Annotated in this window: 24 protein-coding genes, 1 tRNA gene and 1 pseudogene; 15 read left to right on the plus strand and 11 right to left on the minus strand. The window is 72.5% G+C overall.

What is annotated here, in order from left to right:
* Positions 1-208 (minus strand): annotated as a pseudogene (locus tag KS423_RS14670) (two-component sensor histidine kinase); the annotation flags it as partial.
* 202 nt (positions 209-410) lie between these two features.
* On the opposite strand from KS423_RS14670, the gene KS423_RS14675 reads away from it, so the two are divergent.
* The 4 genes from KS423_RS14675 to KS423_RS14690 all read left to right on the plus strand — a co-directional run bounded on the left by KS423_RS14675 (position 411) and on the right by KS423_RS14690 (position 3,477).
* Positions 411-635: a hypothetical protein gene (locus tag KS423_RS14675; protein ID WP_224279240.1), complete on the plus strand. Its 225-nt coding sequence runs from the start codon at positions 411-413 to the stop codon at positions 633-635.
* Between the two features lie 141 nt (positions 636-776).
* A complete protein-coding gene (locus KS423_RS14680; RefSeq protein ID WP_224279242.1) occupies positions 777-1,160 on the plus strand; it encodes a hypothetical protein in 384 nt (127 codons plus the stop codon).
* Positions 1,161-1,431: 271 nt separating this feature from the next.
* Complete coding sequence (locus KS423_RS14685; protein ID WP_224279244.1) at positions 1,432-1,701, plus strand: hypothetical protein; 270 nt, start codon at positions 1,432-1,434, stop codon at positions 1,699-1,701.
* A 321-nt stretch (positions 1,702-2,022) separates the two neighbouring features.
* A complete protein-coding gene (locus KS423_RS14690; RefSeq protein WP_224279246.1) occupies positions 2,023-3,477 on the plus strand; it encodes a DUF4157 domain-containing protein in 1,455 nt (484 codons plus the stop codon).
* 326 nt (positions 3,478-3,803) lie between these two features.
* On the opposite strand, the gene KS423_RS14695 is transcribed toward KS423_RS14690, so the two are convergent.
* Together KS423_RS14695 and KS423_RS14700 are read right to left on the minus strand one after the other, a co-directional pair.
* Positions 3,804-3,887 (minus strand) — tRNA-Leu (locus KS423_RS14695).
* A 134-nt stretch (positions 3,888-4,021) separates the two neighbouring features.
* On the minus strand, positions 4,022-5,089 hold the full coding sequence (locus tag KS423_RS14700; protein ID WP_224279248.1) for an alcohol dehydrogenase catalytic domain-containing protein: 1,068 nt from the start codon (positions 5,087-5,089) through the stop codon (positions 4,022-4,024).
* 97 nt (positions 5,090-5,186) lie between these two features.
* On the opposite strand from KS423_RS14700, the gene KS423_RS14705 reads away from it, so the two are divergent.
* Entirely contained in the window at positions 5,187-5,795 is a 609-nt protein-coding gene (locus KS423_RS14705) for an ABATE domain-containing protein (protein ID WP_224279255.1), read from the plus strand.
* A 77-nt stretch (positions 5,796-5,872) separates the two neighbouring features.
* Here KS423_RS14705 and KS423_RS14710 read toward each other — a convergent pair whose 3' ends face one another.
* Both KS423_RS14710 and KS423_RS14715 read right to left on the minus strand, forming a co-directional pair.
* Positions 5,873-6,010: a DUF397 domain-containing protein gene (locus KS423_RS14710; RefSeq protein WP_308020190.1), complete on the minus strand. Its 138-nt coding sequence runs from the start codon at positions 6,008-6,010 to the stop codon at positions 5,873-5,875.
* Positions 5,973-6,920: a helix-turn-helix transcriptional regulator gene (locus tag KS423_RS14715; protein WP_224279257.1), complete on the minus strand. Its 948-nt coding sequence runs from the start codon at positions 6,918-6,920 to the stop codon at positions 5,973-5,975. The genes KS423_RS14710 and KS423_RS14715 overlap by 38 nt, the downstream gene beginning before the upstream one ends.
* A 159-nt stretch (positions 6,921-7,079) precedes the next feature.
* Here KS423_RS14715 and KS423_RS14720 point away from each other — a divergent pair, with 159 nt between their 5' ends.
* The 5 genes from KS423_RS14720 (at position 7,080) to KS423_RS14740 (ending at position 10,364) form a co-directional block, all read left to right on the plus strand.
* Positions 7,080-7,514, plus strand: coding sequence for an ATP-binding protein (locus tag KS423_RS14720; protein ID WP_224279259.1), 435 nt, complete (start codon positions 7,080-7,082; stop codon positions 7,512-7,514).
* A 13-nt stretch (positions 7,515-7,527) separates the two neighbouring features.
* Positions 7,528-8,088 (plus strand): hypothetical protein, encoded by a 561-nt coding sequence (locus tag KS423_RS14725; RefSeq protein ID WP_224279261.1) that lies wholly within the window; start codon positions 7,528-7,530, stop codon positions 8,086-8,088.
* A gap of 157 nt (positions 8,089-8,245) precedes the next feature.
* Positions 8,246-9,109: an alpha/beta hydrolase gene (locus KS423_RS14730; protein WP_224279263.1), complete on the plus strand. Its 864-nt coding sequence runs from the start codon at positions 8,246-8,248 to the stop codon at positions 9,107-9,109.
* Positions 9,110-9,557: 448 nt separating this feature from the next.
* A complete protein-coding gene (locus KS423_RS14735; protein ID WP_224279265.1) occupies positions 9,558-9,953 on the plus strand; it encodes a copper chaperone PCu(A)C in 396 nt (131 codons plus the stop codon).
* Between the two features lie 33 nt (positions 9,954-9,986).
* The gene (locus KS423_RS14740) at positions 9,987-10,364 is read left to right on the plus strand and encodes a hypothetical protein (RefSeq protein WP_224279267.1); all 378 of its coding nucleotides are present in this window, start codon (positions 9,987-9,989) and stop codon (positions 10,362-10,364) included.
* A gap of 139 nt (positions 10,365-10,503) precedes the next feature.
* On the opposite strand, the gene KS423_RS14745 is transcribed toward KS423_RS14740, so the two are convergent.
* On the minus strand, positions 10,504-11,505 hold the full coding sequence (locus tag KS423_RS14745; protein WP_224279269.1) for a S41 family peptidase: 1,002 nt from the start codon (positions 11,503-11,505) through the stop codon (positions 10,504-10,506).
* Positions 11,506-11,596: 91 nt separating this feature from the next.
* Between KS423_RS14745 and KS423_RS14750 the strand changes: the two genes are divergently transcribed.
* On the plus strand, positions 11,597-12,109 hold the full coding sequence (locus KS423_RS14750; protein ID WP_224279271.1) for a transcriptional regulator: 513 nt from the start codon (positions 11,597-11,599) through the stop codon (positions 12,107-12,109).
* A gap of 186 nt (positions 12,110-12,295) precedes the next feature.
* On the opposite strand, the gene KS423_RS14755 is transcribed toward KS423_RS14750, so the two are convergent.
* The gene (locus KS423_RS14755) at positions 12,296-12,988 is read right to left on the minus strand and encodes an alpha/beta fold hydrolase (protein WP_224279273.1); all 693 of its coding nucleotides are present in this window, start codon (positions 12,986-12,988) and stop codon (positions 12,296-12,298) included.
* Between the two features lie 135 nt (positions 12,989-13,123).
* Between KS423_RS14755 and KS423_RS14760 the strand changes: the two genes are divergently transcribed.
* The gene (locus KS423_RS14760; protein WP_224279274.1) at positions 13,124-13,639 is read left to right on the plus strand and encodes a hypothetical protein; all 516 of its coding nucleotides are present in this window, start codon (positions 13,124-13,126) and stop codon (positions 13,637-13,639) included.
* Between the two features lie 149 nt (positions 13,640-13,788).
* Complete coding sequence (locus tag KS423_RS14765; protein ID WP_308020191.1) at positions 13,789-15,372, plus strand: AMP-binding protein; 1,584 nt, start codon at positions 13,789-13,791, stop codon at positions 15,370-15,372.
* A 258-nt stretch (positions 15,373-15,630) separates the two neighbouring features.
* On the opposite strand, the gene KS423_RS14770 is transcribed toward KS423_RS14765, so the two are convergent.
* On the minus strand, positions 15,631-16,593 hold the full coding sequence (locus KS423_RS14770; protein ID WP_224279276.1) for a GlxA family transcriptional regulator: 963 nt from the start codon (positions 16,591-16,593) through the stop codon (positions 15,631-15,633).
* A 72-nt stretch (positions 16,594-16,665) separates the two neighbouring features.
* Here KS423_RS14770 and KS423_RS14775 point away from each other — a divergent pair, with 72 nt between their 5' ends.
* On the plus strand, positions 16,666-17,259 hold the full coding sequence (locus KS423_RS14775; RefSeq protein WP_224279277.1) for a cysteine hydrolase family protein: 594 nt from the start codon (positions 16,666-16,668) through the stop codon (positions 17,257-17,259).
* On the opposite strand, the gene KS423_RS14780 is transcribed toward KS423_RS14775, so the two are convergent.
* Positions 17,249-17,770: a hypothetical protein gene (locus tag KS423_RS14780; RefSeq protein WP_224279279.1), complete on the minus strand. Its 522-nt coding sequence runs from the start codon at positions 17,768-17,770 to the stop codon at positions 17,249-17,251. The two genes, KS423_RS14775 and KS423_RS14780, sit on opposite strands and share 11 nt — an antisense overlap.
* 220 nt (positions 17,771-17,990) lie before the next feature.
* Here KS423_RS14780 and KS423_RS14785 point away from each other — a divergent pair, with 220 nt between their 5' ends.
* Positions 17,991-18,923, plus strand: coding sequence for a sigma-70 family RNA polymerase sigma factor (locus KS423_RS14785; protein WP_224279281.1), 933 nt, complete (start codon positions 17,991-17,993; stop codon positions 18,921-18,923).
* A 102-nt stretch (positions 18,924-19,025) separates the two neighbouring features.
* Here the strand turns inward: KS423_RS14785 and KS423_RS14790 are convergent, their stop codons facing one another.
* Positions 19,026-19,547, minus strand: coding sequence for a DinB family protein (locus tag KS423_RS14790; RefSeq protein WP_224279283.1), 522 nt, complete (start codon positions 19,545-19,547; stop codon positions 19,026-19,028).
* 40 nt (positions 19,548-19,587) lie between these two features.
* On the minus strand, positions 19,588-20,163 hold the full coding sequence (locus tag KS423_RS14795) for a nucleosidase (RefSeq protein ID WP_224279285.1): 576 nt from the start codon (positions 20,161-20,163) through the stop codon (positions 19,588-19,590).
* Positions 20,164-20,653 lie beyond the last annotated feature (490 nt).

Here is a 20,653-nt window from a genome sequence, read left to right on the forward strand (position 1 = left end):
GGCGCACCACCCGGGGCAGCCCGGCCACCCCGAGCAGCACCGCCCACAGCGGCAGCGCCACCCAGACCGCGTCCGGCCGCCCCGACACCCCCAGTGTCATCCCGAGCGCCACCATCGCCACCGGCAGCCCCGCCAGGGCGCCGAGCACGGCGAACAGCACGCCCGTATACGTCGACCTGCGCAGCAGCAACCGCATTCCCTTGATCATGTTTGCCAGTATCGCCGGGCGTCCCGGGCCCGGTCCTCCCCCGATCGAGGGAGGATCTCCGGCACCCCCCGGCGACCCGTCGGGGGCACGTCGGGGGGCACGTCGAGGGCCGCCGCGAACTCGGCCGGATCACGACCACCCGTTCGCGTGAATACGAGTCGAAGCCGCCGCCGGGTCGCCGGAGTTCCAGACCATCGCATTAATGACGATCAATCAAAAGCTCTTCCGACAAGGCCTGTTGGCAACCGCCTCCACCGTCTCGACACTGGCCGCGACGGCCTCCCAGGCCGCACCCGTCCAGCGGGACGACGGCCCGCACCGCTACAAGGTTTCCACCCGGACCACCGGGGCCTGGGCACTGCCCGCCGGCCTGGCTTCCTTCACCGTGCACGCCCGAGGTCCCGGCGGCGGCGCGGCCGCCCGGTAGCAAAGCCGGCGCGCCGAGGGGGCCGGGGAGCAGCACGCCCCCGCCGCCTCGGCACACCCCCGGCCGGCAGCACGCGCCGGGACCGCCGCCATCGTCTCGACGGACGCCGGCTCCTCGTCGGCGCTCGCGGTCGACGACACGGTGCCGGCGCCCCACCCGGTGTTCCTGGCCCCGTACGTCCAGGGGAGCAGCACCCAGCAGTTCGGCACGATCTCCGCGGGGCGCAGTGGCACCGACAGCTGCTTCCACCTGGTCCAGAACGGGCAGTACGTCAACTCGACGTCGGCCCACCCGCGGGATCCGCAGAACGGCAGCTCCGTCACCCTGGGCGGCTTCCGCCCGAACGACGACGGCTACCTGTGGTGCACGACCTCGGACGGTTCGGGGACCCTGCTGACCAACCACACGGACACCTCGGCGCACCTGGACCTCACCAAGAGCCCGATATCGGACGTGGCGGTGCCCAGCGGCCCCGACTCCGGCATCCCCAGGCTCCACTGGCACCTCCGCGCGGCCAGCCAGTGACCCTCGCGGCCCGGTGAGCCCGGTGGCCGGTCGGTTCTCGGACCGACCGGCCGTCGCCGTCGCCGGGCCGGTGCCTGCTCCGCCCGAACGACCTCGCAAGATGATCACCCGATCGGCCATTTCCGCAGGTCGCAGCGGAATGTCTGACGATCCGTGAGGTCTGTTCGGATTGCGGCATCGATTGCGAGGGGTGGCGGCGCATGTCTGGCTGGTTCCGGCGGGGCCGACCGGCGCCGCCACTTGTGACCTCGAACTCCACGGAGGAGACATCATGCGTGCTGTCAAGCGTGTCCTGGCCGTCGGCGCCCTCACCGCCCCGCTCGTGATCGGCTGCGCCGGCCTGGCCTCGGCCCAGGAGGGCCTGGACGCGAACTTCGGCAAGGGCCAGTTCGTCGCCAACCAGAACGGCGCCGGCGTCGCGGACGTGAACTCCGTCGTCAGCCCCGACGGAGTCCAGCACACCGACTTCTGGATCTGGGCCGACGACAGCGGCGTCTCCGGCGCCTTCAGCGGCTCGGGCGCCACCTGGCAGCAGGGCTGACGAACCCCGCGCCGCCGGAGGTGTGAGGCCCCCGCCGACGCAAGGACGGGGCGGGGCGCTGAGATCCGGCTCTCGGAACAACAAAACGGCCGGTCGATCCGAAGATCGACCGGCCGTTCGCTCTGGCCGACCGACACAATCCGTCGGCCTGCGGCCAAGAGCGTCAGCTCGCAGTGCCGACGGCTTGCCGGTGCACGGTGAGCCACGGACGCGCTGCCCATAGGGGCACCGCATCGTGCCCGTACACCCCTTACCCACAACCGCTGCACCGGGTATCCAGGGAGAGCACAGCGAAACTGCCGGCCCTACGAGCGGAGTTCCATGCACGCGCAAGAGCCGACGAAGAAGGAGAAGCAGCCGCAGCGCACCGCCAGGACCTCGGCCGCGCGGCCGGGGCAGGCTCCGAGCAGGCGGGTGCCCGATGCGCTTCTCGAACTGCAGCACACCGCTGGCAACGCGGCCGTCGTCCGTATGCTCCAGCGGAACCGGCACCAGTACGGCGCGGGCTGGAACCACCACCAGACCGCGGCGGAACCGATGCAACGGTCCGCCGTACACGACGTGCTGCGCTCGCCGGGCAAGCCGCTGGACGAAGCGCTGCGCCGGGAAATGGAATCCCGCCTCGGCGCCGACTTCTCCGACGTCCGCCTGCACACCGACTCCGTGGCCCGCGACTCCGCCGCCGAGGTGGGTGCCCACGCCTACACCTCCGGCAGCCATGTCGTCATCGGCGACGGCGGCACCGACAAGCACACCCTCGCCCATGAGCTGACCCACGTCATCCAGCAGCGCCAGGGTCCGGTGGCCGGCACGGACAACGGGTCGGGCCTGAGCGTCTCCGACCCCGGTGACCGCTTCGAGCGCGAGGCCGAGGCCAACGCGATCCGGGTGATGAGTCGGACGCCCGAGCAGAGCGCCCAAGGCGACCACGGCCTCCGGGCTGCCCCCGTACAGCGGGTAGCCGACGCCATGGCCCGGGGCACGGCGCGCGGCACCGACGCGACGGCCCTCCAGCGTTTTTCCCAGGTCACCACCGCGGAGTTGGGGCCCGCACGGGTCTCGCAGAACGGCCTCTATCTCATGACCGTCGATCCCGGGGCGGACACCACCGTCATCTGGGTCGCGCAGGGCGCCCCAGCGCCCCGGTACTGCACGCCGACCGGGCAGAGCGGGCAGATCGCGGGGCGCACGTACGCGGAGTACGAGCCGTCGACGGCCTTCCTCGCGGACTGTGCCCACACCGCCGAGGAGATCATGCACCAGCAGCGGCTGGCCCTGGGGCAGGACGCCAGCGAATTCGCCTTGGGCGGCCACCAGTTCGGCTTGGGCGACAAGGAGAACGCGCAGGGCGCCATGGCCTACGCGAATACCAGGCCCGGCGGCCCGGACGCGAACGGTGAGGAGCGGCCGAGCCCCGGCCAGGCGTTCGCCATCGTGGAGACCGCCTGGCACGGGGATTACGAGCGGCCCGACAACACCAGCGGGTGGCCCTACCACGTGGCGGCCGTGGTCGCCGAGGACGGCGATGACCGCATCACCGTGGAGCAGGCCGCGGACGGCAACGACGCACGGGCCCGCCAAGGACACGAGGGCATCGTCGACATGTATACGGCGGGCACGGACCCGACCAACGGGCAGGCGCTGCCGCACAGCTTCCACGGGCGAAACACCGGCGGTCCGGTGCAGCACTTCTCGGTCGGCGCGATCACCGTCATCCTCCAGCCGATCAACGTGAACGGTCTCAAAAAGGAGACCGGCCGCCGGAAGCTCATGTGACTGCTCCCCGCCTGAAGAGCGGGGGACTTCGCCTTCGCCTGAGGGCTGGCCGGCGCCGGTCATGTCGGCACAGGCGATCGACCGGCCGACGTCCGGGGCTTCTCAGGCGCCCTCCAACTGCCGACGCCCGTGGTGCGGTTGCGGTCGGCGAGTCGACCAGCCACCCCCAAGGGCCACCTCCCCCGGGCCACCCCACCTGACCAACCGGAACGTGATGGGGCCCTCCGCAACCGCGGAGGGCCCCATCACGTTTCCGGAAAGCAATGTGGCCGGTCGACCCGACATTCCGTCGGATCGACCGGCCACATCGGGTCGGTTGACCTTTGTGCGCGAGGGGGGAGTTGAACCCCCACGCCCTTTCGGGCACTGGAACCTGAATCCAGCGCGTCTGCCTATTCCGCCACCCGCGCATCTGGGTGATGAGGAAAACTATAGACCATCCGGAGGGGTGCTTCCGACCACCCCCGGGCGAACGGGCGGGCCCGCGGTGGTGGGCCGCAGCAGGCGGAGCGGCACGTCCGGGCCGTCCGCCCGGCTCGCGAGGTCAGGCCCGGAACTCGTCGATGACGACCACGCCGGTCGGCCCGTACGTCTCCAGGGACTCCAGCACGCCGCCCGCTTCGTGGAGGCCGACGATGCGGGTCACGATCCGGCCGGGGTTGAGGCGGCCGGCCCCGATCATGTTGAGCATCGTGCCGAACCGCTGGCCCTGCATGCCGAAGGCCCCGAGGATCTCCAGTTCCTTGACCATCATCACGTCGATCGGCAGCGCGACGCCGCCCTTCTCCGCGCCGGTGGTGTGCCCGAGCTGGAGGTGTCGGCCGCGCGTCCGCAGGGACAGCACGGAGTTCCGGCAGGCCTCGGCGATCCCGACGGCGTCGACGGACACGTGGGCGCCGCCCCGGGTGAGGTCCTTCACCGCCTCCGTCGGCTCGTCCCTGGCCGCGTTGACGGTGTGGACGGCCCCCAGGGCGCGCGCGGCCGAGAGCTTCTCGTCCGTGATGTCGATCGCGATGACGTTGGCGCCGGTGGCGGCGGCGATCTCCACCGTGGACAGGCCCATGCCGCCGCCGGCCCCGTACACCGCGACCCATTCCCCGCCGCGGACCCGGGCCTGGTCGACGACGCCGTGGAAGGCGGTCATGTAGCGGCAGGCGAGGGCGGCGACGTCGACGAAGCCGACGGACTCCGGCACTTCGACCAGGTTGACGTCGGCGAAGCGGACCATGACGTACTCCGCGAAGGCGCCCCAGTAGGACACCCCGGGTACGAGCGAGTCGACGTGCTCGCACACGTGCTGGTTGCCGCTGCGGCACATCTCGCACGAACCCTCGCCGGGGTTCATCGGGAAGATGACGCGGTCGCCCTCCTTCCAGTCCCGCACCTCCCGGCCGACCTCGACGACGGTGCCGGCGAACTCGTGGCCGAGGACGAACGGGGCCTCGACGCGCGGCCCTCCCGTCCAGAAGTCCCCGGCCCACAGGGCCCAGTCGGTGCGGCAGATCCCGTTGGCGCCGACGCGCACGATCGCGCCGTCCGGCGGGCATGCGGGGTCGGGCACCTCGCGGATGACGAGCGGCTTGTGGAGTTCTTCGATGACTGCGGCGCGCATGGACGCGACCTCCTCGGGAAAAGTCCACCGGTTCAAGTGGTGGACTTGGAAGCTATGCGCTCGCCCGCCGCAACGTCAACCACATAAAGTGGTGGACATGAGCAATGGGGACGGTCGACGTGAGGGGCGCCAGCGCGCCAAGACGGACTTCCGCTTCGACGACGCGCGACTGTGCTTCGCCTTCGCCGGAACACTGGCCGATCGAGGCAAGGACGTGCACGTCGAGCGGCTGGCCCGGCCGGAGGACCTGAGCCGCTGGTGCGCGGAGAGCGGCTGCACAGCAGTGGCGCCGGCCTGCACCGAGGCCGACCTGGACGGCGCCAGGCGGCTCCGCGAGGCGATCCAGCGGACCGGCCTCGCTCTGGCGGACGGAGTCCCGCCCGCGCCCGAGGACGTCGCGCTCGTCAACGGCGCCGCAGCCGAGCCCACGTCGGTGCCCGTGCTCTCGGCCGACGCGACGTCCGTGCGCTGGCACGGGGACGGGGTCGCGGCGGTGCTGTCGATGGTCGCGCGGGACCTGATCGAACTCTGCCGGTCCGAACACCGCACGCGCGTCCGCATCTGCGGGAACCCGGCGTGCGGCACCCCGTTCGTCGACACCTCCCGCGCGGGCGCCCGCCGCTGGTGCTCGATGAAGACGTGTGGCGCCCTCGTCAAGAAACGGGCCTACCGGGCGAGGGCCCAGGCGCCTGCCGACGGCGAGTAGATCGGCCGGGCGGAACACGCCTCGGGGCGGGGCGCCAAGTGGCGCCCCGCCCCGAGGGCGTTGAGGTGAGGAGTGGGTCAGCCCTCGATCGGGAAGTCCCCGGCGCGGACGGCGGCGACGAAGGCGCCCCACGCGGAGTCGGCGAAAACGAGCGCCGGGCCCTGCGGGTCCTTGGAGTCACGCACCGGAACGAGGCCGGGGAACCCGGGGGCCACCTCGATGCAGTTGCCGCCGTTGTCGCCGCTGTAGCTGCTCTTCCGCCAGGCGGCCGCGGCGAGCTCGTTGCTCATCATCTTTGAAACCCTCCAGCGCATCGGTGATCAGCCGAAGCGAGTCGAACTCTGACAAACATTCGGCGCGGAGCTGATCATAGCGACGCTGATGCCTGGCCACGACGTCAGAAGCATCGCTCAGATGCCCGCGATCGAGGCTCTCCGAGTACACCGAACGCTGCCCATCCGGCAGCTCCAGCAACACCATAGCCGCGTTGAAGACGATCCGACGGCACGAGAACGGAGCCACCTGAACGACGATGTTCGGGAGCTGAGCCACTCGCAGCAAATGCTCCATCTGACTTCTCATCACATCCGGCCCACCCACGACCGTTCGGATCGCGCTCTCGTCGAGAATGACGAGTAGCAGCGGCCCATCAGATTCGAGGAACCGGCTCTGCCGACTGAGTCGGGCCCTGGTCAGCTCCTCGATCTCCTCCGGCTTGCCGGCTCCAACACCACTCGCAAACAGGGACTGTGCGTACTGCCGGCACTGCAACAGGCCGTACATCATGCTGTCCTGGTAGGCGCGCAGCCCGACCGCGATGGCCTCCTGGTCCGCGTATTCCTGGAACCAGTCCGGGTGCTCGATCGAGGCGTTCCAGTCCACCCGGTTGTACAGCCGCATCAGCAGGTCACCGGTGTTCAGCAGCTGCCCGAGCTCCTCGACCTCCTCGACCGACGGCCGCCGTCGCCCGCTCTCGGTCCGCGAGATCACCGTCCGGTCGAGGTGGAGCAGCTTGCCCAGATCCTCCTGGGTGTAGCCCGCCAACTCGCGCGCGTAGCGAACCTCTTCGCCGAACATGATCGCGGAGCTTGCCGTCGGTCCGCGCTTGATCTTCCGGTGTGCCATCGCTGCTCCCACCTGTGCGTCACGTGCCCAACACGTGGATCTGGGCGTCACCGTACCTCCGCGGACCGATCATTGATACCGGAACGCGATCACCTGCATGCACAGCGTGAATGCGCGCTCCCTTCGCACGCCCCCTCCCGCCCCCTGAGGTACTCCCCCATGCTCACGTCCCGTCGCCCCCGCACGTTCGTCGCGCGCCTCGACTCCCGGACCGAATCCACGCCCCTGGCCCGGTACTTGCTCCGCGCCTACCTCTCCGGCCTGTCCGCCGGGGAGCACTACTCCGACACCGCCGAGTTGCTCCTCGGTGAGCTGTTCGCCAACGCCGTCCAGCACTCCGACGCCCCCGCCGACCGCCACATCGAGGTCCGCTTCGCCCTCGCCGGCGACCGCCTGCGCCTCGAAGTCCACGACGCCGGCACCGGCCACCCCTCCCTCCACACCCCGGCCCCCGACGACGAGCACGGCCGCGGCCTGTTCCTCGTCGACAAACTCGCCGAACGCTGGGGCTGCGCCTCCCGACCCGGCGGCATCGGCAAGTTCGTCTGGGCCCTCGTCGCCCCCACCCTCACTCCCACCCTCGTCACCGCCTGAGAGCCCGACCCCCATGCATCTCGCCACCCTCGCCCGCCACGCCCTCTCCCGCGGCCGCACCCCCGCCGAGGCCTACGCCCTCCTCGCCCGCCGCACCCGCAAACCCCTGCCCTCCGCACGGGCGGTGTGCCTGGCCCTCTCCATCCCCCTCGCAGAGACCACCCGCCGCCTCGACGACTGCTACGACGCCCTGCTCGCCAACCCCCGCCCGGGCTCCGAGACCGACACCGGCGAACTCCTCGAAGCCCTCGGCGTCTTCGACGTCCCCGTCTCCCTCGACGCCACCGGCCTCGCCGTCGTCGAGCTCATCCTCACCGCCATCGACGCCATGGGCGGCATCCGCGCCGGCCACCAGCACGGCCTGAGCCGCTGGTTCACCACCGGCAACCTCACGGCCGCCTACCTCTCCCTCGCCGCCGCCCGCCCCCTGCCCCGCACCGGCGACCCCGCCCGCTACTGGACCGCCCTCATCACCGCAGGCGAACTCCTCACCACCACCCCCGGCCCCGACACCCGCATCAAACTCGCCCTCACCCACTGCCGCGCCCAAGCGGCGAAGTGCCTTTCCGGGTAGTGCGGTGATCACTCACTGAGTACTGTGAGCCGTCGAACAGTTGGGCAGCTGTCGGCTGCCCTCGTGACTCCGCGCTCGACCGCGAGGTGGTTCGCGGCATCGGAGCGGGCGACGCACGTGCCGCCGACGCCACGGAGGTCAGAAAGTGAGCAGACAGATGCAACCGACGTTCGTCCTGGTTCACGGAGCTTTCGCGAACTCCTTCTCCTTCGCGCCGCTCCAAGCCGAACTCGGCCTCCTCGGACACCGATCCGTCGCCGTCGACCTTCCGGGGCACGGCTTCGCCGCGACCTACCTGCGGGCCTACCAGGCGCCGCAGGACCTCGAAGGGCTCGCCACCGCGCCCGGGGCCATCAAGGGCGTCACGCTCGCCGACAACGTCGCGCACCTCATCGGGATACTGGAGCGGGCCAAGCGGAACGGGCCCGTCGTCCTCGTCTCCCACAGCCGCGGCGGCCTGACGGCCACCGTCGCGGCCAACCAGCGGCCCGACCTGATCGACCGCATCGTCTACGTCTCCGCGTGGTGCCCCGTCAACCTCGATGTCGGCGCCTACTACGCCGAGCCCGAGATGGCCACGGCCGACGCCGCTGGGCTGGCCTCGGGGATGGTCGGGAACCCCGCCGAACTCGGGCTGCTGCGCGTCAACTTCCGCACCGCCGACCCCGGTGTCCTCGCGACCTTCAAGGCGGCTTTCCTCGCCGACGGGACGGACGAGGAGTTCCTGGCGTTCCTCAACACCTTCCAGCCCGACGAGAACCTCGACGTCGGCACCCCCGACGACCGGGCACAGGCCGACACCTGGGGGCGCATCCCCAAGACGTACGTCCGGCTGACCGAGGACGCCGGCATCCCGCTCGCCATGCAGGACCGGATGATCCGCGAGGGCGACGCGCTGACGCCGGAGAACCCCTACGACGTCCGCACGCTCCCCGGCAGCCACCTGAAGTGGCTGGTCGACCCGGCACCGGCCGCCCGGGTCCTGGGCGAACTCGCCGCACTCCTGCCCACCGAAGCCTGACCGGACCGTCACGACTCCCGCGCCGAGGTAGCCGCACCCTGGCCTGAACCGGACTGGGTACGGCCACCCCGGCCCATGGCCCCGCACAGGAAGTCGGCCCCGCCGACTTCTGGTGTTCCGAAGGAATCGGCCCGGGACCTGTCCGGCCGTTCACAGACCGGATATGACAGGTCATCGCGCCCTGCGCGCGGCCTCACGGGTCAGTCACCTCACTTGCGGCCGGCGCACGCCACTGAGCGGCCGCTTCCGCACGCCCGGGCGGACACGGCAAGGCCGCCTCCACCCGAGCAAGCGCGGTTACCAGCCCCGTCGCCCGACGTCATGGAGTCGGGCCGTGCTATGACCGGATCGAGTGACCTTCCAACGGATCACCTTGCGTGATCAACGGCCAACCCGGTGTGCTGGCCGCGCGAGGCCGATGGCCGATCCCCGGCGAGGAGTCACTTCCATGAAGACACCGGTCAACACCGACATCACGGTCCGGGAGAAGTCCGCCTGGATCCGCTGGCTGCCGAACGCCCTGCCCGCCGCGGGCTACATCGGCCTGAAGAACTCCTCGGACGAACGCCTCGACATCACCAGGATCGCCAGCCCCGACTACCGGAGCATCGAGATCTGCCAGACCGTCACCGCCGCCGGGGCCTCGAAGACGGTCAAGCACGACCGGGTCACCCTCTCCGCCAAGGGCGGGTTCGCCTTCGCGCCGGGCGGCTACCACCTCGCGCTGGAGAAGCCGACCCGCCTGATCACCCCCGGCGACAACGCCCGGATCGTCTTCTTCCTCGGCGACGGCAAGGTCTTCAAGGTCAGGATTCCCGTCCGCACCTCCCCCGAGCCGCACTGACCCGCGCCCGCGCCGCCACCAGGAGACCCGGACATGACCACGTACCACCTCGACCTCGGCGACAACCGGACGGAAGCGCTCGCGTCCGTCACCAAGCTCACCCTCGTCGACATCGAACTCGACATCGACGCCTGCCTCGCCGGCAACTACCAGGCCCCCGTGCCGCTGTGGGGCAGTGTGGTCCTCACACGCGGCGCCCTCCGCGACGAGGCCACCACCGAGTGGGTCGAGGACGTCGGGAACACCAGCACCCGCCAGGACGCCATCCTCGTCGCCGGCGACCCCGCCGACCCCGCGTCCCCCCGCGTCCGACTCGTCGCCGCCTGGACCAGCGCCACCTACCACCTGGACGAGGACGACGACCCCGACGCCTTCGCCGTCAGCTTCGCCGACATCGCCGTCGAGAGGTAGCCGCCCCACGCCCGCCCGTGCACCCGGCCGCAGCCCTTCTCTTCGGCCCTGCGCTCGCACAGCCGACGGGTCCGCGCCCGCTCCCGGCGATCACGGGCGGAGCCGGTCGAGCCGTCCGGGTCTGACGCAGGACCGGCTGTCAGAGCCGGTCGTCCGACGACGCGGGACGGTCCTCCCTCCGGCCGCGCAGCGCCCGCCGGGCCTCCTCGGCCGACGGGGTGTCGCCGCCGAGCCGGGCCACCTCGGCCAGCGCCGCGCGATGGGCCACCTCGTGGGCCCGGGCCGGGTCCGTCTCGGTGTCCGGGATCACGCCGGTGCCCTCCCAGTTGCCGCCCGACACCGGGTTGATCGAGCGGGCGGTCGGGATGGTGGCCTCCAGGTGGGGGTGGAGCGTGAAGCCCCGGCGGGGGTTGGCGCCACCGCCGGACACCTCGCCGATCACCACGGCACGGCCGCGCTGCTGGAGGTCGTACGCGAGCTCCTCACCGCCCGAGAAGGTGGCCTTGCTGATCAGCACGTAGAGCGGCTTGCTGCCGCCGAAGCGCGGGCCGGGCACCAGCGCGGGGCTCCAGAACTGCCGCTCGGCGTCCTCCTCGCGGTCGTAGAGGGTGTTGAGGTGCGTCGGGTCGTCGAAGAGGTGGCCGCAGACGTGGGCGGTCGTGGACGGGTGGCCGCCGACGCACTCGCGCAGGTCCAGGATCAGTGCCTCGGCCCGCGCGACCAGGGTGAACGCGGCGTTCAGCGACTCGCCGGTCATGTCGAGCGGGAAGATGATCGGTGCGAGCTTCAGCAGGGCGACGCCACCCTCCAGGCGCTCGATCCGGGGTATGCCGCCGAGCGAGAGATCGGCGGCCCGCGCCAGCTCGGCGAGGACGGCGCCGTCCTCCTTCTCCGCCGGGATCGCGTGCGGGTGGAACTTCAGCCGCAGATGGCCGTCACCGTTGACCGACTGGAGGTCCTCGGTGACCAGCCGGCCGAGCGTCTCCGGGTCTTCGGCCCGGTGGTAGCGGCCCCGGGACAGCGCGTCGCCGAGGACCCCGGCGATCCGCTCGCCGATCTCGGGGAAGACGTAGAGCCCGGTCGTGAGCCGGCTCAACTCGGTGACGATCTCGGCGATCTCGACCGACTGGAGCTGCGTCATGTGCTGTCCCCCGCTGGTGACTGTCGATCAGGTGGGGGACGAGTAGAGCACGCGGCTTGCAAAAGCGTCAAGAAAGTTGGACGCTTTACGCATGGAGGACCAGACCCAGGAGCAGGAACTCACCATCGAGAGCCCTCAGCAGTACAAGGCGCTCTCCCACCCACTGCGCCAACGGCTGCTGCTGGCACTCGGCGGACAGCCCGCCACGGTCGGCCGGCTGGCGGCGGCGCTGGACAGCAGCAAGGGCACGGTGGCGCACCATCTCAAGGTGCTGCAGGACGCCGGCGTCGTCCGCATCGTGGAGACCCGGAAGGTGCGCGGCGGCAGCGAGCACCTCTACCAGCGCACCGCCCGGCGGATCACGGTGGCCGGGCAGGACGCCGGGCCGACCACCGCCCTGCTCGGGGCGGTGGCGGAGGAGTGCGTCAAGGCCCCACAGGAGCCACTGCTGGTACTGCGGCACCTCCGGCTGACCGCCGACCAGGCCGCACGCCTCGGCGCCGCCCTCCAGGCCCTGGTGAACGAGGCCGCCGAGGCCCCGGAAGGTGAGCCGGTGCACGGCGTGCTGGTGGCACTCTACGAACAGGCCGCCGGGCGCGACTGACCGCCCGGCCCGGCCGGGGCACGTGCTGTCCGGCCACCTCGCCGACCGGAGGAACACGGCGGCACGAGGGATCTTCGTCGCCGGCCCGCCGCCGGGCCGGCCAAGGCGGTGGTGAGCAGGCCCGAGGCCACCGCGCAGGAAGTCGGCCCCGCCGACTTCCTGCGCGACGCCCTGCTGAAGCGCCGCCTACAGCGCCGCCCGGTACGCCTCCAGCCGCTCGGCCAGCTCCTTCGGGTGACCGAGCATGGGGCAGTGGTCGCCCGGCATCTCGTCCGGCCGGAAGCCGAGCCGCTCCTCGACGTGCCGCCGCAGGAACGCGGCCGGGAAGAACCGGTCGTCGGAGGACATCAGGAACCTGGTCGGCACCTGCGGCCAGGCGTCCACCGGCCACGGCGTCCCGAACGGAGCCGGCGACTGCTGCCGCTGGTGCTCCGCGATGAACTCCTCCGCCAGTGCGGCCGAAGTGTCGTGCACGACCAGGGAGCGCACGTCCTCCTCCGCGCCCTCCGCCACGCCCCGGGCGGCGTCGGATTCCCTCCGGTCCGCCCAGTAGCCGGTGTTCTCCCACCACGCGCCCGGCGACGCACCGGGGGCCGGCACCTGGGCCTGGAGCATGACCAGCAGGTCCACCGGCAGTCGCTCGCACACCAGCGGACCCGTGAAGCCGCCGAACGAGTGGGCGACCAGCACGAGTTGGCCCGTCCGCTCGCCGATCGCCGCCACCACCGCGTCCGCGTACTCGGCGAGGCCGGCCGCCTCGTCCTCGCACGGCAGGTCCGGCGCGACCACCTCATGGCCCCGCTCCCGCAACTCGGCCGCCAGCGGCCCCCAGTACCAGGCATCGACAGCCGCGGCATGGATCAGAACGTACGTCGCCATGATCAGTCCCCCTCAGGAATCGGTCACTCCCCGCACCGCGCCCGAGCCTACCGACCGGTCCGCGCCCGAACCTCCGGGCGGCACCCGCATACTCATCCCAATGACCATCCGTGAACGGCCCGTTGGGGGAAGTCCTTGTTCCACGACACCCGCCCGCGCAGCATCCGCATACCGACCCACCGCGAGACCGCCGAGGAGTGGGGCGAGCAGATCGCCGTCCTCCGCGCCGCTCCGCCCGGGTGGTCCTTCCTGCTCGGGCGCCTGTCCTCCGACGGCTACCTCTGCCACCTGGACCTCAACTACCACCTGGACGGCGAGCTCGTCGCCGTCGTCCAGACCTCGCGGCCCGTTCCGGCCGGCCACCGGGTGGGCTCCCTCACCACCCCGCAGTCCCAGCTCTCCACCTTCCTGGCCAATTCGGACCGCCTCGACCCCAGAACCCACCTGGCCCCGCTCGACGGCCCGCCCACCCCGGGCGAGGTGCTGCTCCACGGCGTCCCCACCCCCGTCGAGGTCCACCACAGCCACGGCTGCCGCAGCGCCCTGATCCCCCGGCTCCCCTCCCAGCAGGGCTACGTGATCGTCACCGCCACCGCCGCACACTGGGCCTCCGCCACCGACCTCGCCCTCCGGCCCCCGGCGGCGTTCTGAGCGCCCCCGCGCGATTCACTCGAACGGGGCGGCGCAGGGGGCGCCCCGATCTGATTCGTCGTCACGAATGCGCCGATGGCGGAGTGTTCACACCAATCATGCACAGGGAATCCCCGGCACGGCGGCGAGGCCGGGGTTAGCCTGTGGCCATGGTTGCAAACTACAAGGAAGAAGTAGCCATGTCCGACGCGGAGTTCGTCAGCGGTCCCGCCCTGATCCTCCGGTCCCTCGCCTCCGACCCCTCCCGGCCGGCCATCACCTCCGCCGACGGCGTCGAGCTCACCGCCGGCGACTTCGCCGCCACCACCTACCGCCTCGCCCACGAGCTGACCGCCCGGGGCGTCACCGTCGGCAGCACCGTGACCCTGCTGACCGGCAACACCCCCGAGGCCCTGAGCGCCCGGTACGCCGCGGGCCTCGCGGGCGCCCGGGTGGTGAACCTGTACGACGGCATGAGCACCCCGATCCTCGCCGAGATCACGGCGAGCGTCGACACCACCGTGCTGCTCGTGGACGCCGAACGCTACGCCGCCGCAGCCGAGTTGCTCCCACTGATCGACGTGCCGACCGTCCTCACCCTCGGCCCCGGGCCCGGCGGCGCCCCCGCCGCCGTCGGCGCGGACGTGATCGCCGCCTCCGCCCACCGCCCCGCCGAACCGCCGGCCGTCCGGATCGGCCCCGACGACGACCTCGGCATCCGCCACACCGGCGGCACCACCGGCATCCCGAAGGGCATCCTCAGCCTGCACGGGCCCTACCGCCGCGTCTTCGACGCCCCGATCGGCAGCGACCCCGCCGACGGCGCACCCCGGCTCCTCGCCGCCACCCCGCTCGCCCACCTCGCGGGCATCATGTGCGACCTGACGCTCTACCACGGCGGCGCGGTGATCCTCCAGCGCTCCTTCGAGCCCGGCGCGGTGCTCGCCGCCATCGAGCGCGAACGCATCACCGACCTCTGGCTGCTGCCGCCGCTGCTCTACCAGCTGCTCGACCACCCGGCGATCGGCCGCACCGACCTGTCCAGCCTGCGGCAGATCGCGTACGGGGGCTGCGCCGCCTCGCCGACCCGGATCCGCGAGGCGCTCAAGGTGTTCGGGCCCGTCCTGACGGGCGCCTACGGGATGTCGGAGGCGCAGATGATCTCCGTGCTCACCCCGCAGGAGCACGACCGGATCGGCCCGGGCAGCACCCAGGTCCCGGTCGGCCGGCCCGCCCCGGGCGTCGAGGTGGCGATCCGCTCGCCCGACGGCACCGACCTGCCGACCGGCGAGCAGGGCGAGATCCACCTGCGCTCCGACACCGTCATGGCCGGGTACTGGAAGCGGCCCGACCTCACCTCCGCGGTACTGCGGGACGGCTGGCTGGACACCGGCGACGTCGGCTACTTCGACAAGGACGGCTACCTCTACCTCTCCGACCGGGTCAAGGACCTGATCATCGTGGTCGGCGGGCACGTCTACCCCTCCGAGGTGGAGGACCTCCTGCTCACCCACCCGACGGTCGCCCGCTGCGCCGTCTTCGGGGTCCGCGACGACCAGGAGGCGGAGCACGTCCACGTCGCCGTCGTCCCCACCCCGGGACAGCGGCCGGAGCTGGACGAACTCCGCGCCTTCGTCACCGAACGCAAGGGGCGGATCTACGCGCCCGAGGCTCTGCACCTCGTGGACGAGATCCCGCTGACGCCCGTCGGCAAGCCGGACAGGAAGCGCCTGCGCGAGGTCGCCGCGGACTGAGGACACCAGGGGTGGCGGCGCCGGGGTTCCGCGCCTTGCCTCCCGACTTCACCCCAAGGTGGGGTTTGGCTCAACGAACCACGGCCCCCGTGCCGAGAAGCCAACGGGGTGGCGGCGCTGAGGGCCGCCACCCCGCCCCGCCCGTCCGCCTCCGGCACCTCCCGGCCCGTACGCGCCAGTTCGCCGACGCCGGCGGCGTCGGCCCGGTGCACGGCGTCGGATCGTGGCGGCGCTTCCCGTCGGAGCGGCGGTCGACGCTCAGCCCTCCTCCCGGCCCCGGAACGCCCGGCGGTACTCCCTCGGTGCGACGCCGACCCGGTCCACGAAGACCGGCCGCAGCGAGACCGCCGAGGCGAAGCCGCAGTGGGTGGCGACGGTGTCGACGGGCAGGTCGGTCTCCTCCAGGAGGCGCTGGGCGGTGAGGATACGCTGGTCGAGGAGCCAGCGCATCGGGGTGGTGCCGGTGGTGGCGGTGAAGTGGCGGGCGAAGGTCCGTTCGGACATCAGCGCGGCGGCGGCCATCCGGCGCACCGTCCAGGGGGTGTCGAGGGAGGCCAGGACCTCCGCGCGGAGCCGGGCGAGCGGGTCGTCGTCGGCGGCGGCGTCCGGGACCGGGGAGGGGATGAACTGGGCCTGGCCGCCCGCCCGGAAGGGGGCGGTGACCATGGCCCGGGCGATGGTGGCGGCGGCCTGCTGGCCGTGGGCGGTGCGGACGAGGTGGAGGCAGAGGTCGATGCCCGCCGCGACGCCGGCCGAGGTCCACAGGCCCTCGCCGCCGGTGAAGAGCACCTCGGGCCGGACCGTCACCGCCGGGAATCGGCGGGCGAGTTCGGGGACGAGCGCCCAGTGGGTGGTGGCCTCGCGGCCGTCCAGCAGGCCGGCCTCGGCGAGGACGAAGGCGCCCGCGCAGAGCGAGGCGATCGGGACGCCGGCGACGGCGACGGCCCGCAGGGCCTCCAGGATCTCCGGGCTCCGCCGGGCGGCCGGGTCCTCGACGCCCGGCACCACCACCAGATCGCACGCGGCCAGCGCCGCCGGCCCGTCGTCGGGAACCCGCTCCAGCCCGCCGCCCAGCCGCACCCGGGCGCCCTCCGGCCCGCAGACCCGCAGGTCGAAGGCGGGCAGGCCGAACCGGGCGGACCGGTCCGTCCACACCTCGGCGATCACGGCGTAGTCGAAGGCCCGGACACCGTCGAAGATCAGGCAACCCACCGTACGCATGGCAGAAATCTATCGAGGGGTGGCATGTGCGCCCATCACGACTTCCCGGTGACGCCGACCACCATGGACGGCATGACGAACACCGATGCCTTCGACGCCCCGCTCACCCTCGACCCCGACGCCGTCCTGCTGCTCATCGACGTCCAGAAGGGCTTCGAGGCCCCGGACTTCGGCCCCCGCGACAACCCGCAGGCCGAGCAGCGGATGGCCGAGCTGATCGCCGTCTGGCAGGCCACCGGCCGTCCGATCGTCACCGTGCAGCACTCCGCCCCGGTCGGCCCGCTGGCCGAGGGCACCCCGGGGTACGAGCTGAAGGACTTCGTCGCCGAGCTCACCCCCGCGCTGCACGTCACCAAGACCGTCAACAGCGCCTTCTACGGCACCCCCGACCTGCACGCCTGGCTCCAGGAGCGCGGCGCCCGGCAGGTGGTGGTCACCGGGATCATCACCAACGTGTGCAACGAGACCACCGCCCGGATGGCCGGCAACCTCGGCTACGACGCGATCTTCCCCACCGACGCCATGCACTCCTTCGACATGACCGGCCCCGACGGCACCACCATCCCCGCCGCCGAACTCGCCCGCGCCACGGCGACGACCCTGCACGCGATGCGCTTCGCCAAGGTCGTGACGACCAAGGACGTCACCGCAGCCGCTACGGCCTGAACAGCGGCTCGTAGGCGTTTCCCTCCTCGGCGTTGAGCAGCACGTACGAGGCCCCGAGGCCCAGCGCGAGCTCCCGCAGCCGCGCCAGGGCCTCGGCGGCGGAGGGGACGTCGAGCCCGAGCGCGGCGGCCGCCGCGTCCCGCTCGGCGTAGAGCCCGGGCTCGTCCTCCAGGTACTCCTCGGCCGCCTCCGCGCTCTCCTGCGCCGTCAGCCGCGGGCAGTCCCGCCACCACGGCACCGCCAGCAGCAGCCGGACCAGCTCCGGTACCCCGACGGCCAGCAGGGCGGCGCCGCCCTCGGAGTCGGCGTACAGCACCGGCCGCTCCTCGCCGCCCTCCCCGCAGAGGAAGAAGGTGCCGCCCGCGCCGTCCTTGGCCACCGGCTCCAGGGCCGCGCCCGAGGCGAGCACCACCTCCTCCCCGTGCTCGTAGACGTCGAGGGAGAAGTCGCCCGGCCAGGCCAGGAAGTCGGCGGCGGTGGAGTCGGCGCGGATCGCATCGAGGAGGGACATGGCGGCCACCTTACGGACCGCCGCGGACAGTCCTCAGGCCGTCGGCCGCCGCGCCGGGTACGCCTCCCTGCCCAGGGTGCCGGTGCCGCCGGTGACCAGCACGGGGGTTCCTCGTCGTGATCGTCTCCGATTCGTCCCGGGAAGGGAGTTGATCTCCCCACCGCAGCCGTTGTTGGGTGGCTCCTGCTGCCCTGCCCCCGGTGACGAAGGAATGTGACACGTGGACGAGACGGTGGACGGGAAATCCGCCCGAGTCGTGTTCTTCGAGGAGCACCGCCCGCACCTGCGCGCGGTCGCGTACCGGATGCTCGGCTCGGTCAGCGAGGCCGAGGACGCCCTCCAGGAGGCCTGGCTCCGCTACGACCGCACCGACACCTCCGAGGTGGCCAACCTCGGCGGCTGGCTGACCACGGTGGTCTCGCGGGTCTGCCTGAACCTGCTGCGCACCCGCGCCCAGCGCCGCGAGGAGCCCCTGGAGCCCGCCGGGCCCGGCGGCGAGCCGGGCCCGCCGCGCATCCCGGACCCACTGCTGCGGCGCGAGGGCGTGGTGGACCCGGAGCAGGAGGTGATGCTCGCGGACTCGGTCGGGCTGGCGCTGATGGTGGTGATGGAGTCGCTGGCGCCGGCCGAGCGGGTCGCCTTCGTGCTGCACGACCTGTTCGCGGTGCCGTTCGAGGAGATCGCCCCGCTGATCGAGAAGACCGCCGCCGCCACCCGCCAGCTGGCCAGCCGGGCCCGCCGCAAGGTGCAGGGGCAGGCGCCCGCGCCCGACCCCGACCTCGGCCGGCAGCGGGTGGCCGTGGACGCGTTCTTCGCCGCCGCCCGCAACGGCGACCTGGACGCGCTGGTCGCCGTGCTCGACCCGGACGTGGTGCTGCGCTCGGACGGCGGCACGGCGCTGGCCCGGCACACGGTGGTGCTCTCGGGCGCCGGCACGGTGGCCGGCCAGGCCGTCCTGTGGGGCACGCTGTCGCCGTTCGCCCGCCCGGCGCTGGTCAACGGGACCGCCGGGGCGGTGGTCATCGGCGACAACGGCCGGGCGCTGTCGATCATGGCGTTCACCGTGGTGGACGGCGCGATCGTCGCGATCGACGTGCTCACCGACCCGGAGCGGCTGGCGGCACTGGACCTCGCGGACTTCCGGGACGCGTAGGGCGCCCGGCAGCGGGGACGGAACGGGGTGGGAGGGCCGCGGCTCCCCCGCCCCGTTCCACACCCTGTGCCCCCGGCGGCACCCTCGGCGCACTCGACGCCGTCAGCGCCCGATCGCGCCGTCCAGCTGCTCGCGGATGATGTCCGCGTGCCCGGCGTGCCGCCCGGTCTCCTCGATCATGTGGACCAGCACCCACCGCAGCGACGGCCCCTCGGCGTCGTCCGGCCGCAGCGAGCGCACGCCCGGCCGGTCGAGGTCCGGGGCGCCTGCGGCCACCGCGTCGGACCGCTCGATCGCCTCCCGGTAGGCGGCGACCTCCGCGGCCACGGTCGCGCCGTCCAACGGCACCTCGTCCGACTCGCTCGGCTCCTCGCCCACGCCCCGGTAGGCCCAGGTGAACCAGTTGTCCTCGACCACGGCGAGGTGCCGCACCAGCCACAGCAGGCTCGTGCCGGAGGCGACGCCGGGGCGCCGGGCGTCCTCGTCGGAGATCCCGTCGAGCTTGGCGATCACCGCCGCGCGCAGGTAGTCGAGGAAGGCGAGCAGGGTGGACGGCTCGTCCGCGTTCATGCTCGGCGGACGGACGTCGGAGACCTTGGTCGGCTCGGTGTTCTTCTCGGTCACCGCGTCACCCTAGCCAGCGCTCCGGCACCCTGAGAAGGCGTCACCAGCCCTGCGCGGCCACCCAGTCCGCGAGGTGCCGGGCGCACTCGTCCACCGACTCCCTCCAGGTGTGCCCCGCGCCGTCCCCGGCCTCGTCGCTGACGTGCTTGACCAGCCGCACCGGCACCCCGGCCCGGTGCGCGACGGTGGCGACGGCGTAGCCCTCCATGTCCACCAGGTCGGCGTGCTCGGCGAGCCGGTCGCGGGCGGCCTCCTCGGAGACGAAGAGGTCGCCGGTGGCCAGCACCGGGCCGTCGCCCTTGCCGATCACCAGCGGGGCGCCGTACTCCCGCCCGGTGAGCGCGTGCAGGGCGGCGGTGTCCAGGTCGTGCTGGATCACCTGGACCACGTGGTGGGTGCCCTCCCAGCCCGGGCGCAGCGCGCCGGCCGTACCCAGGTTGATCACCTCGGAGGGCTTCTCGCCCTGCGCGAGGATGGTGGCCAGCGCGACGGCGGCGTTGACCTTCCCGATCCCGGTGAGCAGCACGGGCAGGCGGTCGTCCAGGTGGGCGGCCTCCTCGCGCACGGCGACGACGAGCAGCGGGCGGTCGGGCGAGATCGTTCCAAGCAGGCGCATACCTCCATCGTACGGAGCGAGGGGGCGCCGCACCCGGGATTGCGCGCCTGTAAACGGACCCCTGCGCTCCGCCCGGTCGGGGGAACCGCGTAGGGTGCGGCCCGCGTCGGACGGTTCGCCACCTCTCGGGAGGAGCTGCACGAGCGGCAGGAGCGGTACGGGCCGTACCGACGGCACGGACAGCACCAGCAGCACCAGCGGCACGAGCCGCCCCGGGGAGCGTGCACGACATGCTCAAGATCGGCGCAAGTCGGGTGTGGCCGGGGGGAGTCACGGCCATACTGCTGCCATCGGTCGGGCCCCGGGGACGGGCCCGGCCCCAGGGGAGGATGAGGCGGGTGGCAACACCAGTAGGCAACGGCGCGTCCGGCGCCGCGTTCCCGGCACGGCCGAACCAGCCGCCGGGGGCGCCGGGCGCACCGGTCGCGACAGCCGCACCGGCGACGACGGCCGGGACGGGGAGCCCGGCCGTCTCCGGAGCGGTCCTGCT

Origin of the sequence: Streptomyces sp. LS1784 (genome assembly GCF_020103755.1) — a bacterium.
Lineage (GTDB): Bacteria > Actinomycetota > Actinomycetes > Streptomycetales > Streptomycetaceae > Kitasatospora.